Here is a 14,350-nt window from a genome sequence, read left to right as displayed (position 1 = left end):
TGACTCCTAGCTTCGACCGGTGAGGTGGGCACGTGCCCTCGGTCGAAGCCAAGCAGTATTCCGGGCCTGTGCCCAGGGGCCCTCACACGGAGCGGGTGAGCCGGAATCCGATGTGCGACATCCCGGTGTCCTCGGCCTGCGGCGAGCGCGCGGCGGGCCGGAAGCGCAGGCAGTAGTCCGGGGAACAGAGGTGCGATCCGCCCTTGAGCACACGGCGCGGGATGTCGGGGAAACCCTCCTGCGCACTGGCGGCGGCGAGCAGGTTCGTGCGCTTGCCGGCATCGACCGGGGTGTCCGAGAGGCGGAGGTGGCGCGGAGTGTAGAAGTCGGTCGTCCACTCCCAGACGTTCGCGATCATGTCGTAGAGGCCGTAACCGTTGGGCGGGTACGAGCCGACGGGCGCCGTGCCGCCGACGCCCTGATTGTCGTACGGGAAGCGTCCGAGCCACGAGTTCGCCTGTGCGACCCCGTCGGGGTACGCCTCGTCGCCCCAGGCGAAGGCCGCACCCTCGAGTCCTCCCCGCGCCGCGTATTCGTGTTCGGCCTCGGTGGGCAGCCGCATCCCCACCCAGTCGGCGTAGGCCACGGCATCCTCGAACGCGATGTGGACGACCGGATGCTGCAGCCGGTCATCGATCGACGAGTCAGGGCCGAACGGCTTGCGCCAGAACGCCCCGGGCTGCCAGCGCCACCAGTTGCGCCAGTCACCCAGATTCGTCGGACCGGCGGTCGGAGTGAAGACCATCGCCCCGGGAACGAGGTCGGCGGGATCGGCTCCGGGGAACGCGGCGGGATCGAGCTCTCGTTCGGCGACGGTCACGTATCCGGTGGCGCCGACGAACTCGGCGTATTGCGCGTTCGTCACCTGATAGCGGTCGATGAAGAACGACTCGACCTCGCGCTCGTGCGCCGGCCGTTCGTCGGGATAGAAGTCATCCGACCCCATCAGGAACGTGCCGCCGGGGATGTGGACCATGTCGCGCGAGTTCGTCACGAGACTCAGCGTAGTGTTCGGCCGCGGCGGGAGGACCGGGAGTATTCCGGCCGGCGGATCCTGCGCTCAGCGGGACGCGTCGAACGCCCTGGTGCTCCCCCACAGCGGGCGGAACGCCAACTCCGCTGCACCGACGAGCAGCCGGTCGGAGCCGAGTTCGGCGGCGCGGATCGCGACCGCGGCAGCACTCTCGGGCATCGCCAACCGCGAGAGCTCGTCGACCAGCAGGTCGTGCGCCCCCTCGTCGACGAGCGCCAGGAAGCCACCGAGAACAACGAGAGCCGGATTGAGCACGTTGACCGCGTTCGCCAGCGCACTTCCGAGGATCTTGGCCTGCCGCACCAGTTCCGCGTGCACCTCGGGCGCCTCCGTGGCGGCGAGGGCTGCGGCGAGCTCGTCGTCGTCGGCGTCGTCGATCCCGAGCAGGTCGAGCAGGTGCCGCCGGTTCACCTCGTCTTCGAGCACGCCGTCGTCGGTGCGACGGTCGGCGCCCTCGATGCCGGGTCGGTTGTGCCCGAACTCGCCCGCGTAGCCGCTCGCGCCGGTGGCGGCCAGACCACGGATCACGAGTCCTCCGCCAATGCCGGAGGCGCCGCCGTTGAGGTAGACGAGTTCGTCGATACCGCGGCCGGCGCCGAAGAGGTGCTCGGCCAGCGCGCCGAGGGTCGCGTCGTTGTCCACCGCGGTGCGGATCCCGGTCGCCTCCTGGATCCGGGCGGCCAGCGGCTCGTCGGTCCAGCCGAGGTGCGGGGCGTTGCGCACCACGCCGTCGGCCGAGCGCACGAGCCCCGGCACCGCGACGCCGATGCCGATCACGCTGCAGTCGGCGAGAGCATCCGCCCGCCAGCCTTCGATGCGCTCGGCGACGAGGGCGGCGACATCGGCCGTGGACGGCGGGGCGGCGTTGACGATGCGCTCGCGGACGCGGATGCTGCGGTCGAGGGCGACGGCGGCGATCTCGACCGCGTCGACCTCGGGGTGCACGCTGATCGCGACGACGTCAGCCGAAGGCGCGACCACCGGAGAGGGGCGACCGGCTCGCGCCGAGGACTCCGGCGGCCGCTCGTCGACGAGTCCGGCACCGACGAGCTCCGCCACCAGCGCGGCGATGGTCGAGCGGTTGAGGCCCGTCGCCTCGGTCAGGGCCGAGCGGGAACGGGGGCCGTCGTGGTGGACGATCGAGAGGATCCACGCCAGGTTCGCTTCGCGGGAGCGCGGGGCAGCGGATTCAGGGGGCACGTTCCCACTTTAGGGGTGCGGATGCCACCTGTCATCGGTTATGTTGTGAAGCACAACTTATTGCGTCCGTGCATCCCGCACGCCCGCAGCATTCGCAGAGGAGCGATCATGCCCAACCCCACCCGCGACGACAAGTTCTCGTTCGGACTATGGACCGTCGGCTACAACGGCACTGACCCGTTCGGCGGCCCGACCCGTCCGGCGCTCGACGTCGTGCACGCGGTCGAGAAGCTCGCCGAGCTCGGTGCCTACGGCCTCACCTTCCACGACGACGACCTCTTCGCGTTCGGATCGACGGATGCCGAGCGCCAGACGCAGATCGACCGCCTCAAGGGCGCGCTCGCCGACACCGGCCTGATCGTGCCGATGGTCACCACCAACCTCTTCAGCGCCCCGGTCTTCAAGGACGGCGGCTTCACCTCGAACGACCGCCAGGTGCGCCGGTTCGCGCTGCGCAAGGTGTTCCGCCAGCTCGACCTCGGTGCCGAGCTCGGCGCCAAGACCTTCGTCATGTGGGGCGGCCGCGAGGGTGCGGAGTATGACTCCGCCAAGGACGTGCGCGCGGCTCTGGAGCGCTACCGCGAAGCCGTGAACCTGCTCGGCGACTACGTGACCGACAAGGGCTACGACATCCGCTTCGCGATCGAGCCGAAGCCCAACGAGCCCCGCGGCGACATCCTGCTGCCGACGCTCGGCCACGCGATCGCGTTCATCGACTCGCTCGAACGCCCCGAGCTCGTGGGCGTGAACCCCGAGGTCGGGCACGAGCAGATGGCCGGACTCAACTTCACGGCCGGCATCGCGCAGGCGCTGTTCCACGGCAAGCTCTTCCACATCGACCTCAACGGTCAGCGCGGCATCAAGTACGACCAGGACCTGGTGTTCGGCCACGGCGACCTGCACAATGCGTTCTCGCTCGTCGACTTGCTCGAGAACGGCGGCCCCGGCGGGGTTCCCGCCTACGACGGCCCGCGTCACTTCGACTACAAGCCCTCGCGCACCGAGGACGAGGCGGGCGTCTGGGCCTCCGCCGCGGCCAACATGCGCACGTACCTGCTGCTGAAGGAGCGCGCCGCGGCCTTCCGCGCCGACCCCGAGGTGCAGGAGGCCCTGGCCGCCGCGAAGGTCGCCGAGCTCTCGACCCCGACGCTGAACGACGGCGAGTCGTACGACGACTTCCTCGCCGACCGCTCGGCCTACGAGGACTTCGACGCGAACGCGTACCTCGGCGGCAAGGGCTTCGGCTTCGTGCGCCTGCAGCAGCTCGCCACCGAGCACCTGCTCGGCGCGCGCTGAGTCCGGCGATGGCACTCGTCCTCGGGGTCGACTCCTCGACCCAGTCCTGCAAGGTCGTCGTCGTCGACTCCGAGACGGATGCCGTCGTCCGCTCCGGCCGCGCTCCGCATCCCAATGGCACGTCGGTCGATCCCGAGGCGTGGTGGGTCGCGTTGCAGGCGGCCATCGCGGATGCCGGTGGCCTCGATGACGTCGAGGCCTGGGCGATCGGCGGGCAGCAGCACGGCCTGGTCGCCCTCGATGCCCAGGGACGCGTCATCCGCGACGCCCTGCTGTGGAACGACACTCGTTCCGCGCAGGCGGCGGAAGACCTGATCGGCGAGTTCGGGGCCGCAGCCCTGGCCGATCGCACCGGACTCGTGCCGGTCGCCTCGTTCACGATCACGAAGCTGCGCTGGCTGCGCGACCACGAGCCCGAGAACGCGGCTCGCGTCGCCGCCGTCGCTCTGCCGCACGACTGGCTCACGTGGCGGCTGCGCGGGTTCGGTCCTGAGCGGCCCGACCTCGACGAACTCGTGACCGACCGGTCGGATGCCTCGGGCACCGGCTACTGGAACCCGGCGACCGGCGAGTACGACCGCGAGTTGCTCGTCGCCGCCCTCGGCCACGACGTGATCCTGCCGCGAGTGCTCGGACCGCGCGAGTCCGTGACGGACGCTGCGTCGCGTCGCGTCGCCCCCGGTGCGGGAGACAACGCCGCCGTCGCGCTGGGCCTCGGTGCACGGACCGGCGACGTCGTCGTCTCGATCGGCACCTCGGGCACGATCTTCGCCGTGACCGACCGCCCGGTGGCGGAGCCGACCGGCATCGTCGCGGGGTTCGCTGATGCCGACGGCGGGTACCTGCCGCTGGTCTGCACGCTCAACGCCGCGCGGGTGCTCGACGTGATCGCCCGCCTCCTCGGGGTGGACCACGACGGGCTGAGCACACTCGCCTTGATCGCGGAACCCGGCGCCGGCGGACTCGGACTCGTCCCGTACTTCGAGGGCGAGCGCTCCCCGAACCTGCCCGATGCCACCGCGAGCCTGACCGCCATGACGCTCGCTTCCACCACCCGCGAGAACCTCGCCCGGGCTGCGGTCGAGGGCATGCTCGGCGGGCTGCGCTTCGGGCTCGACGCGCTGCGCGAGCTCGGCATCCCCCTGGAGCGGGTGCTGCTCGTGGGCGGGGGCGCCCAGTCGCAGGCCGTCCGCGAGATCGCCCCACTGGTGTTCGGGCTGCCGGTCGAGGTGCCGGAGGCCGCGGAGTATGTCGCCGTCGGCATGGCACGTCAGGCGGCCTCGGTGCTCTGAGAGGATCGGGGGATGATCACCGTTCACCTGCGCTACGAGATCGACCCCGACAAGCTCGAGGACTTCACCGAGTACGGTCGCACCTGGATCCGGCTCGTGGCCAAGCACGGCGGCACCCACCACGGCTATTTCCTGCCGAGCGAGGGCGACAGCGACGAGGCGTTCGCACTGTTCACGTTCCCCTCCCTCGCCGAGTACGAGGTCTACCGGACCGCGTCGAAGACCGATCCGGAGTGCGTCGAGGCGTTCGACTTCGCCCGCCGGACGCAGTGCATCCGCCGCTACGAGCGTCGCTTCCTGAGCCCCGTCTTCGAGTGACGACGCGGGAAGCGGAGTCGGCCGCCCGGCCCTCCGAGAGCGACCGCATCATCGTGATCGGTGCCGGTGTGATCGGCGCCGCGGTCGCACATCATCTGGCTCGCGCGGGACACGACGTGATCGTGCTCGAACGCGAGGCACCGGGGGCGGGGGTGACCGCCGCGTCGTTCGCCTGGGTCGGGATGGCCAAGAGCCCGGCCGACGCCTACGCCGGTTCCCTTCGTCAGCGTGCGCGGCCGGAGTTCGATCGCGTCGTCACGGAACTCCCCGCGCCCATCGGGCTCCGTGCGTTCGGCGCGGTCACCTGGGAGGAATCCGATGCGCTGACTCGCGCCTTCGTCTCCGATCACCAGGCCGCGGGACACCGGATGGAGCTGCTCACGGCCGACGAGGCGCGGATGCGGGAGCCTGGCCTTCGTGAAGTTCCCGACGTCGTGGCCTACGCCCCCGACGATGTCGGCGTCGACCCCGTCGGGTATACGCGCGCCCTGCTGCAGAGCGCGCAGGAGCACGGTGCGGAGGTGCGGACCGGTATCACCGTCGTGCGGGTGCTCAGCGATGACGGAGGAGTTCGAGGCGTTCTGACCGACCATGGCGAACTCGTGGCGAAAAGCGTCGTCATCGCTGCGGGCACCGCCTCCGTGGGGATCGCCGCATCCGCCGGAGTGAACATCGACGTCGTGGGGTCGCCGTGCTGCCTGCTGCGCTTCTCCACGCCCCGCCCGCTCGCGCGCGGCATCCTCTCCACCCCGGAGCTCGAGGTTCGCCAGCTGGACGACACCACCCTCCTCGCCGCAGAAGACGTCCCCGAGGGCTTCTCCGGTGATCCGAGAGAGCTCGCCGTTGCCGCTCTCGCCGCGATCCGCCGCTCTTTCGTCGACACCGATGACGTCCGCCTCGAGCACGCCGTCATCGCCGAACGCCCGATACCGGCGGGCGGCCACCCTCTGGTCGGGCCGGTGCCGGCGATGCCCGGCCTCCATCTGGCGATCGCTCACCCCGGCGTGATCCTGTCCGCCGAGATCGGACGCCAGGTCGCCGCCGACCACGCCGCGCTCTGAGGCTCCTCGAGGCCCGATCAGCCTTCGAGGTTCCTGCGCAGCGCAGTGGTGATGTCGTCGACCTGCGCGAGCTGCTCGGGCGAGAGCGCGTCGACGAACAGCGAGCGGATGGCGCGCAGGTGCGGCACGTTCGCGGCCCGGAACGCGTCGGCTCCGGTCTCGGTGAGAAGCACGTCGACGCCGTGCACGCCGTCGGCGCACGGGACTCGTCGGATGAGTTCGCGCTTCTCCATCCGTCCGAGGTGGTGTGACAGCCGACTGCGCTCCCAGTCGATCAGCGTCGCGAGCTCGGACGAGCGCGCCCTGCGGCCGTCGGCTTCGCTGAGCGCGAGCAGCACCTGGTAGTCGCCGGAGGAGAGCGACGACTCGCTCTGCAACTGTGCGGAGAGACGAGAGCGAAGGACCTCACTCGTCTCGATGAAGTCCCGCCAGATGCGCAGCTGCTCGGGCGTCGGCGTGCGGCGACGACGTTCTTCGATCATGACACCTCCTGGGAATTGATATGTCAATTCTACGGTTGCAAGGTATTGACACGTCAATCCGGAGGGACCGGTGCCGTGGAGAAGGGTCGTGATGGACATGACGGAACTCGAGTTCGGGCTGAACTCCTTCGGCGAGGTGGCGACGGACGGCGGTCGCATCCTGTCGGACGGTGAGACGCTGCGGCTGCTCGTCGAAGAGGCGCAGCTCGCCGAGTCGGTGGGCCTGGATGTCTTCAGCGTCGGCGAGCACTACCGCGAGGGGCACATGGACTCCGCGACCCCGGTGCTGCTGGCGGCCGCGGCGCAGGCCACGTCGACGATCGGGCTCGGCTCGTCGGTGACCGTGCTCTCGACGCAGGATCCGGTGCGGCTGTACCAGGAGTTCGCGACGGTCGACGGACTCTCGAACGGACGCGCCCAGCTCATCCTCGGGCGGGCGTCGGCGATCGAGTCCTTCCCGCTCTTCGGATACGACATCGCCGAGTACGAGCGGATCTTCGAGGAGAAGCTCGACCTCTTCCTGCGCCTGATGCGCGAGGACAGCGTCACCTGGAGCGGCAACTACCGCAGCCCGCTCGAGAACGTGCGCCTGCATCCGCGCATGCCCGAGGGCGGCATCCCGGCATGGATCGGTATCGGCGGCAGCCCCGACTCGGTCATCCGCGCCGCCGAGCACGGACTGCCCCTCATGATGGCGATCATCGGCGGACGCCCCGAGCGCTTCGCCGGCCACGCCCGCTTGTACCTGCGCGCACTGGAGCAGTTCAGGCGGGCGGAACTCCCGATCGGGCAGCACTCGCTCGGCCTCATCGCCGACACCGACGATGAGGCGAAGATCGTGCACTGGAAGCACTGGGAGCCGGTCGTGACTCAGATGAGCAAGGAGCGCGGGTTCTACGCACCGACGCTCGAGCGCTACGAAGAGGAGGTCGACACCGGCGCCCTCTACGTCGGCTCCCCCGAGACCGTCGCGCACAAGCTCGCCGCCGCCGTTCGGAGCAATCATCTGTCGCGGTTCGACCTGAAGTACGACATCATGCACCTGCCGAAGGACGTGCGCGAGCGCAGCATCCGCCTCTTCGGAGAGAAGGTCGCCCCGCGCGTGCGCGAACTGCTCGCCGACGACCCGGGAGAGGGCGCGTTCGCCGACCCGGGTGTGGCCCGGATCACGAAAGACGGCAAGGCCGTCCACGCGTGAGGGAGATCACCATGAACGACACCATCGAAACCATCGGCATCCTCGGCGCGGGCAAGGTGGGCACCACGATCGCCCGCCTCGCCCTCGCCGCGGGATACCGCGTGCTCATCGCCGGCTCGGGCGCTCCGGAGAGGATCGCGCTCACCATCGACGTCTTCGCCCCCGGGGCCAGCGCGGTGACGGCCGCGGACGCGGCCGCCGGGGCGGATGCCGTCATCCTGGCCCTTCCCCTCGGCAAGTACCGCACGCTTCCGGTCGAGCAGCTGCGCGGGACGTTGGTGCTCGACGCCATGAACTACTGGTGGGAGACCGACGGGATCCGTGACGACCTGAGCGATCCACGCACCTCGACCAGCGAGCTCGTGCAGGAGTTCCTGCCGGAGTCGCGGGTCGTGAAGGCCCTGAACCACATGGGCTATCACGACCTCGAAGACGAGTCCCGACCGGCCGGAGCGCCCGGGCGCAAGGCCATCGCCGTCGCGGGTGACAAGTCCGCCGACCTCGCCCGCGTCGCGGAGCTGATCGACAGGCTCGGCTTCGACGCCGTGCTCATCGACACTCTGGCGGCCGGAGCTGCGCTCCAACCCGGGAACCCCGCGTTCGGCGCCGACGTGACCGCCGACGAGCTGCGCGGACTGATCGGAATCGCCTCGCCGATCCCGCCGCGATGACCGCCGGAGGTCCGGGCGGGGGCGACGACGCTGGCCCGGCTAGGCTCCCAGAAGCCGTCGACGACCATGGAGGCACCGATGCCCACTCCCCCCAGGCTGCGCGCGAGCGCACTCGTGCTCGCAGGGATCCTGGCCTGCGCCGGCTGCTCCGCGGCGATTCCGAGCCCGCCGGCGGCCGTCGGCGACGACTTCCCCGGCACTTGCCTGCCGTCGGAGGTCTCCTGGCCGTCCGACTTCCTCGAGTCCCTGCCCGGAGAGTCCGAGGCGATCGGCGGCGCCATCGTCGGTCTGCGCCTCGAGTGGCTCGACGACGATTTCGCGTGGCGGCTGCGCAGCGCCGACACCCGTGAGGATACGTTCGGCGAACGGGTCGACGACCCGAGCTTCGGCCGGGAGTCGCTGGTCGACGTCCGCACCCTGGAGGTTCTCTCGACCGGCGAGACGGAGCTCACCGAGGCGGAGCAGCAGCTGAACGGCAGCAGCGCCTACGCCGCGGCGCAGCTCTCGGGCGAGGAATACCCCAGTCCGCTCATCGTGGAGATGGCCCGCGTGATGGACGACGGCGCGCCCGTGTGGCAGCTCACGATGTGCGACACCGCCACCAACGAGCTGACGGTCACGACCCTGAATTGACGCACGCCCCGACCGCTTTACTCAGCTAACTTGCACGCTCGTGTGCACGTATTGTGTAAACTCGTCCTGTGAAACAGAGCTGGCGGGTCTACAAGCGCGACGTCAAGAGACTCTCCCGCGTACCCAAAGCCTGGATCATCATCATCGGGGTGCTCATCACCCCGGCCCTGTACGCGTGGTTCAACATCAACGCGTTCTGGGACCCCTACGCGAACACCGCGAACATCCGCGTGGCGGTGGTCGATCTCGACGAGGGCGCCACCTCCGACCTCACCGGTCACATCGACATCGGCGAGCAGGTGACCGCGCAGCTCGAGGACGACGACCAGCTCGGCTGGACGTTCATGGGCGAGGACGAGGCTCAGGAGGCCGTGAAGAAGGGCGACGTCTACGCCGCCATCGTCATCCCCGCGCAGTTCAGCGAAGACCTGGTCAGCATCACCAGCGGTGACTTCACCCAGCCGGCGCTGGAGTACTACGTCAACGAGAAGGCCGGGGCGATCGCGCCCAAGATCACCGACGTCGGCGCATCCGAACTCGACAAGCAGGTCACCACCGCTTTCAAGGAGCAGGTGGCACTCGCCGCGACGAACGCCCTCAAAGACGTCGGCGACTCCACCGAGCTGCGGCTGCTGAACGCCAGGGACAACACCCTCAACGCGTTCGACCAGGCAGCGCAGACCATCTCGTCGGCGCGCGAGAACCTCGCCGAGACGCAGGCCGGGCTGACCTCGTCTCGCGGCACTCTCGCCTCCGCCCGGAGCACGCTCGGCGACGTCGACAAGACGCTCGGCGATGTGCAGAAGTCGCTCGACCAGACGCAGTCGATCATCGCCGAGACGCAGAAGGAGGTGATCGCCTTCACCGACAGCGCCACCACCGCGTTCCTCCAGGGCACCACGCTGCTCGCCGATGCGTCGTCGAAGGCGAACGTCTCGATCACCCGTCTCACCCAGAGCCTCGAGCAGGCGGGTGTGCGCATCGACGCCGGGATCGACGACGTCTCGAACGTGCTCGAGGCGAACGAAGCGGCCGCCGCCCGTCTGCAGGCGCTCGTGGACGACACCGACCTCAGCGACGAGACGAAGCAGCAGCTCACCGAGGTCATCGCCTCGCTCCAGCAGCGCAACGCCACCGACCAGCAGCTGCTCGCAGACCTGAAGGACCTCAAGGCCAGCGCATCCGACACCGTGGGCTCCGTCCAGGCGACGGCCGACGCGGTCGACAAGGCGATGCAGGACACCAGGGATGCGTCGTCGGCGATGCGCGACATCCTCACCCGCACCGTCCCCTCGCTGAACAGCGCCATGTCGCAGCTGTCGTCGAGCGTCGGATCGTTGTCGGCGGCGCTGGATGCGCAGAAGGGCGTGCTCGCCGAAGCCGATCAGCTGCTGGGCGGGTTGGACTCTCAGCTCGTGGCCACCTCGTCGGCACTGGAGAGCTTCGACGGCGACCTCGCCGGCATCGAGCAGGGGCTGCAGACCTCGCGCACCGACGTCGTCGCCCTCAACGCCGCATCCGAATGGGGTCTGCTGGGCACACTGACCGACCTGGAGCCCGAGCAGATCGCCCAGTTCATCTCCTCCCCCGTCGAGGTCGACGAGCACCTGGTGTTCCCCGTCGACACCTATGGGTCGGCGATGGCGGCGCTCTTCACGAACCTGTCGCTGTGGATCGGCGCCTTCGTGCTCATGGTGATCTTCCGCGTCGAGGTCGACACCGAGGGCGTCGAGGGCGTCACCGTGCGCGAGGCCTACTTCGGCCGCTTCTTCCTCTTCGCGACGCTCGCCGTCGGCCAGGCGCTGATCGTGTGCACCGGAAACCTGATCATCGGCGTGCAGACCGTCAGCGCCGCTGCCTTCCTCGGCACCGGCGTGCTCATCGCCCTCGCCTACGTGAGCATCATCTACGCCCTCTGCGTCGCGTTCGGGCACGTCGGCCGCGGCCTGTGCATCCTGCTGGTCATCATGCAGATCCCCGGAGCATCCGGGCTGTACCCGATCGAGCTGATGCCCGGATTCTTCCGGGCGATCTACCCGCTCCTCCCGTTCTCGTACGGCATCGACGCGATGCGCGAGACGATCGGCGGGTTCTACGACGGCCACTACTGGCGGTACTTGGGCGCCCTCGCCGTGTTCGTCGCCCTGGCGTTCCTCATCGGGCTCGTCCTGCGGCGCCGGCTCGCGAACTTCACCCTGCTCTTCAACCGGCAGGTGCTCGCGACCGACCTGCTGATCGGCGAGAAGGTGCAGGTCGTCGGCAGCGGGTACCGGCTCACCGACGTGATCCGCGCGCTCTCGAACCGCAGCGAATACCGCGAAGACCTCGCTCGACGCGCCGAGCCGTTCACCCGCCGCTACCCCACCCTGTTGAAGGCGACGGTGCTCACGGGGGTCGCCGGGCTCGTCGTGCTCGGAGTCATCACCTGGGCGCTCCCCGGATCGAAAGCGCTGCTGCTGGGCCTGTGGACGCTCTGGATCCTGCTCGTCATCGGATTCCTCGTGGCCATCGAATACATCAAGCACAGCTTCGAGAACGGCGCGGAGGTCGCGGCTCTCGACGATGCCGAGCTGCGTGAGCTCGCCCTCGTCGGTCCCGCCGGCCGTGACGCGGTCATGCCCGCCTCAGCGGAGGGGCCGCTCGGCACGGTCCGGTACGCACCGGTCGCCACGACCGAGGCGGAGGCGCCCGAGGCCCCGGATGCTCCGGATGCTCCGGCCGCCGGCGCCGAGGCCGATGCCCTGCTCACCGAGTGGTTCGAGCCGGAGCCGGACACGCAGCCGTACCCGGAGACGGACACGGAGCCGTATCCGGAGACGGAGACGGTAGCGGAACCCCTTATCGGACCGGATGCCGGGCCGACCGCCGAGCAGGACGACGCCGAGCAGACAGAAGAAGATCTCGCGGACGAAGAACCACTCACCGACGAAGACGAACACCGGACCGCAGAAGGGGAGGACCGCGCATGAGGGACATTCTGCACCTGACGGCCCGCGACGTGCGGCACGCGACCCAGAACGTGATGGCGTGCATCGTCCTGTTCGGCCTCGTCGTCATCCCGTCGCTGTTCACCTGGTTCAACGTCATCGCCAGCTGGGATCCGTTCGCGAACACGAAGGACCTGAAGATCGCGGTCGCGAGCACCGACGCCGGGTATGAGAGCGACCTCGTGCCGATCCGCGTGAACGTCGGCGAACAGGTCCTCTCCCAGCTTCGCGGGAACGACCAGCTCGACTGGGTCATCACCGATGAGCACGACGCGATCGACGGGACGAAGTCCGGCGAGTACTACGCCGCGATCGTGCTGCCCGAGACGTTCAGCGCCGACATGCTGACGTTCTACGCCGATGGCGGCGACCGCACGCACATCGCGCTCTACACGAACGAGAAGAAGAACGCCCTGGCGCCGAAGATCACCGGACAGGGCGCGGAAGGGGTCTCGTCCGCGATCAGCGACACCTTCGCCCAGACGCTCGGCGACGTGGCTCTCGGCCTCGTCTCGTCGATGTCGGACTACCTCACCGATGAGGACACGCAGGCAGCGCTCACCCGCATCGAGGCCCGCCTCGGGAGCGTGGGAGATCAGCTGCGGTCCGGGGCGCACACGGCCGACAGCTTCACGGCGCTGCTGGAGGCGAGCCGGCCCCTGCTCGACAGCGCCTCGGGCCTGGTGGGCTCGGCCGGTGACGCGTTCACCGACACCTCGGGCGCGCTCGGCAGCGGGGTGGACGCGGCGGGCACGCTGAAGTCCACCCTCCAGACGGCGGCGCAGTCCCTGACGGATGCGCTCGCGGCGACGTCGAGCAGCTACGACGCCGTCGGCCAGCGCATCGACGAGCTGTACGCCGGTGCCGACTCGCTCAGCGGCAGCCAGGTGCAGGCGATCACCACGCTCGCCGAGCGCGTGCAGCAGCAGATCGACCAGTACTCCGCGGTCAAGAACACCCTGGAGACCGAGGTCGGACCGAACCTTCCCGAATCCGCGCAGCCCGACTTCGACGCCGTGATCAGCCGACTCGACGAGGCCATCGCCCGGCAGCAGGCGCTGCAGGAGCGCCTCCAGAGCGCGGCGACCGAGATCGCGGCCGGCAACGACTCGGCGCAGAGCTCGCACCAGGAGATCACCGCCGCGATCGCCGCGGCGAAGAAGGCGATCACGGATGCACGGAGCACGTACGACAACGGGCTGAAAGCCCAGCTGAACTCCCTCTCGTCGACCCTCACGCAGATCGGCTCCGACGTCTCGGCGATCCGCTCCGACCTCTCCGGCATCACGTCCGGCCTCTCCGGAGCATCCGATTCCGTGCAGTCGACCCTGTCGCGCGCGCAGGAGGCCACGACGCAGCTGTCGGCATCGCTGAACTCGTTGGCCGACCGGTTCGACACCGTGCAGCAGGCGATGACGAAAGCCGCGGACACCGGCGATCTCAGCGAGCTGATGGGCGCCGACCCCGGCGTGCTCGCCACCTCTCTCGCCGAACCCGTGCGCGTGGACCGCACCGCGGTCTTCCCCGTGGCCGGTTTCGGCGCGGCCATGGCACCGCTGTACATGATCCTGGCCCTCTGGGTGGGTGCGCTGCTGATGACCGTGACGATCCGCGTCGACGTGAACGCCGAGACGCTCCCCGATCGCCCCGAGCTCACCCCGACGCAGAAGTATCTCGGCCGCTACGGCATCTTCGGCCTGGTCGGGCTCGCACAGAGCACGCTGCTGACGCTCGGGCTGATCCTCTTCGTCCAGGTCGAACCCGCACATCCGCTCCTGCTGATCCTGGCCGGGTGGGCGATCTCGACCGTGTTCACCCTCATCGTCTACACGGCCGTGGTCGCGTTCGGCAACGCGGGCAAGGCGCTCTCGGTGCTGCTCCTGGTGATCCAGATCTCGGGTTCGGGCGGAGCGTATCCGCTGCAGCTGCTGCCCGACTGGTTCCAGAGCATCAGCCCGTTCCTGCCCGCGACCTACGCCGTGAACATGGTGCGATCGGCGATCGCCGGCGTCTACCAGGGCGACTTCTGGTGGTCGCTGGGCGCGCTCGCGCTGTTCATCATCCCCGCGCTGCTCCTCGGTCTCGTGCTCCGTCGCCCGTTGATGACGTACAACCGCAAGCTCGTCGACGCACTCGCGTCGACCAAGTTGATGTCGTGACTCCTGTGTCTCCGCGAAAG

The 14,350-nt window shown here is 69.3% G+C and carries 12 protein-coding genes; 9 read left to right on the top strand and 3 right to left on the bottom strand.

The genetic code is table 11. The features are described from left to right. Positions 1 to 82 precede the first annotated feature (82 nt). Together ACCO44_RS06300 and ACCO44_RS06295 are read right to left on the bottom strand one after the other, a co-directional pair. Positions 83 to 976: a formylglycine-generating enzyme family protein gene (locus tag ACCO44_RS06300; protein WP_262001579.1), complete on the bottom strand. Its 894-nt coding sequence runs from the start codon at positions 974 to 976 to the stop codon at positions 83 to 85. A gap of 84 nt (positions 977 to 1,060) precedes the next feature. Continuing rightward, entirely contained in the window at positions 1,061 to 2,233 is a 1,173-nt protein-coding gene (locus tag ACCO44_RS06295; protein ID WP_372468985.1) for an ROK family protein, read from the bottom strand. Positions 2,234 to 2,341: 108 nt separating this feature from the next. On the opposite strand from ACCO44_RS06295, the gene xylA reads away from it, so the two are divergent. From xylA to ACCO44_RS06275, 4 genes are read left to right on the top strand one after another with little or no spacing between them, the layout of a single operon-like run. Further along, on the top strand, positions 2,342 to 3,529 hold the full coding sequence (xylA, locus tag ACCO44_RS06290) for a xylose isomerase (protein WP_091028667.1): 1,188 nt from the start codon (positions 2,342 to 2,344) through the stop codon (positions 3,527 to 3,529). 8 nt (positions 3,530 to 3,537) lie between these two features. Beyond that, complete coding sequence (gene xylB / locus ACCO44_RS06285) at positions 3,538 to 4,821, top strand: xylulokinase (RefSeq protein ID WP_372468983.1); 1,284 nt, start codon at positions 3,538 to 3,540, stop codon at positions 4,819 to 4,821. A 12-nt stretch (positions 4,822 to 4,833) separates the two neighbouring features. Beyond that, complete coding sequence (locus ACCO44_RS06280; RefSeq protein WP_372468982.1) at positions 4,834 to 5,139, top strand: NIPSNAP family protein; 306 nt, start codon at positions 4,834 to 4,836, stop codon at positions 5,137 to 5,139. Continuing rightward, positions 5,136 to 6,200: an NAD(P)/FAD-dependent oxidoreductase gene (locus ACCO44_RS06275; protein ID WP_372468980.1), complete on the top strand. Its 1,065-nt coding sequence runs from the start codon at positions 5,136 to 5,138 to the stop codon at positions 6,198 to 6,200. The genes ACCO44_RS06280 and ACCO44_RS06275 overlap by 4 nt, the downstream gene beginning before the upstream one ends. 17 nt (positions 6,201 to 6,217) lie before the next feature. Here the strand turns inward: ACCO44_RS06275 and ACCO44_RS06270 are convergent, their stop codons facing one another. Next, on the bottom strand, positions 6,218 to 6,682 hold the full coding sequence (locus tag ACCO44_RS06270) for a MarR family winged helix-turn-helix transcriptional regulator (protein WP_262001470.1): 465 nt from the start codon (positions 6,680 to 6,682) through the stop codon (positions 6,218 to 6,220). Positions 6,683 to 6,773: 91 nt separating this feature from the next. Between ACCO44_RS06270 and ACCO44_RS06265 the strand changes: the two genes are divergently transcribed. From ACCO44_RS06265 to ACCO44_RS06245, 5 genes are all read left to right on the top strand, one after another. After that, complete coding sequence (locus ACCO44_RS06265; RefSeq protein WP_372468978.1) at positions 6,774 to 7,880, top strand: LLM class flavin-dependent oxidoreductase; 1,107 nt, start codon at positions 6,774 to 6,776, stop codon at positions 7,878 to 7,880. A gap of 11 nt (positions 7,881 to 7,891) precedes the next feature. Beyond that, a complete protein-coding gene (locus ACCO44_RS06260) occupies positions 7,892 to 8,551 on the top strand; it encodes an NADPH-dependent F420 reductase (RefSeq protein ID WP_372468976.1) in 660 nt (219 codons plus the stop codon). Positions 8,552 to 8,629: 78 nt separating this feature from the next. Continuing rightward, on the top strand, positions 8,630 to 9,184 hold the full coding sequence (locus tag ACCO44_RS06255) for a hypothetical protein (protein ID WP_372468973.1): 555 nt from the start codon (positions 8,630 to 8,632) through the stop codon (positions 9,182 to 9,184). Positions 9,185 to 9,252: 68 nt separating this feature from the next. Beyond that, complete coding sequence (locus ACCO44_RS06250; protein WP_372468970.1) at positions 9,253 to 12,153, top strand: YhgE/Pip family protein; 2,901 nt, start codon at positions 9,253 to 9,255, stop codon at positions 12,151 to 12,153. Then, positions 12,150 to 14,330, top strand: a complete 2,181-nt coding sequence (locus ACCO44_RS06245) for a YhgE/Pip family protein (RefSeq protein WP_372468968.1) — start codon at positions 12,150 to 12,152, stop codon at positions 14,328 to 14,330. Before ACCO44_RS06250 ends, ACCO44_RS06245 begins: the two co-directional genes overlap by 4 nt. Positions 14,331 to 14,350 lie beyond the last annotated feature (20 nt).

Source organism: Microbacterium maritypicum, from assembly GCF_041529975.1.
Lineage (GTDB): Bacteria > Actinomycetota > Actinomycetes > Actinomycetales > Microbacteriaceae > Microbacterium.
The sequence above is the reverse complement of the archived record's forward strand: the minus strand, read 5'-3'. Positions and strand labels throughout refer to the sequence as shown.

What these genes read in the sequence shown, in the direction of transcription:
- xylA (WP_091028667.1), top strand. Translation starts at nt 2,342, where the DNA reads ATGCCCAACCCCACCCGCGACGACAAGTTCTCGTTCGGACTATGGACC.
- ACCO44_RS06270 (WP_262001470.1), bottom strand. Translation starts at nt 6,682, where the DNA reads ATGATCGAAGAACGTCGTCGCCGCACGCCGACGCCCGAGCAGCTGCGC.
- ACCO44_RS06260 (WP_372468976.1), top strand. Translation starts at nt 7,892, where the DNA reads ATGAACGACACCATCGAAACCATCGGCATCCTCGGCGCGGGCAAGGTG.
- xylB (WP_372468983.1), top strand. Translation starts at nt 3,538, where the DNA reads ATGGCACTCGTCCTCGGGGTCGACTCCTCGACCCAGTCCTGCAAGGTC.
- ACCO44_RS06265 (WP_372468978.1), top strand. Translation starts at nt 6,774, where the DNA reads ATGGACATGACGGAACTCGAGTTCGGGCTGAACTCCTTCGGCGAGGTG.
- ACCO44_RS06280 (WP_372468982.1), top strand. Translation starts at nt 4,834, where the DNA reads ATGATCACCGTTCACCTGCGCTACGAGATCGACCCCGACAAGCTCGAG.
- ACCO44_RS06255 (WP_372468973.1), top strand. Translation starts at nt 8,630, where the DNA reads ATGCCCACTCCCCCCAGGCTGCGCGCGAGCGCACTCGTGCTCGCAGGG.
- ACCO44_RS06300 (WP_262001579.1), bottom strand. Translation starts at nt 976, where the DNA reads ATGGTCCACATCCCCGGCGGCACGTTCCTGATGGGGTCGGATGACTTC.
- ACCO44_RS06245 (WP_372468968.1), top strand. Translation starts at nt 12,150, where the DNA reads ATGAGGGACATTCTGCACCTGACGGCCCGCGACGTGCGGCACGCGACC.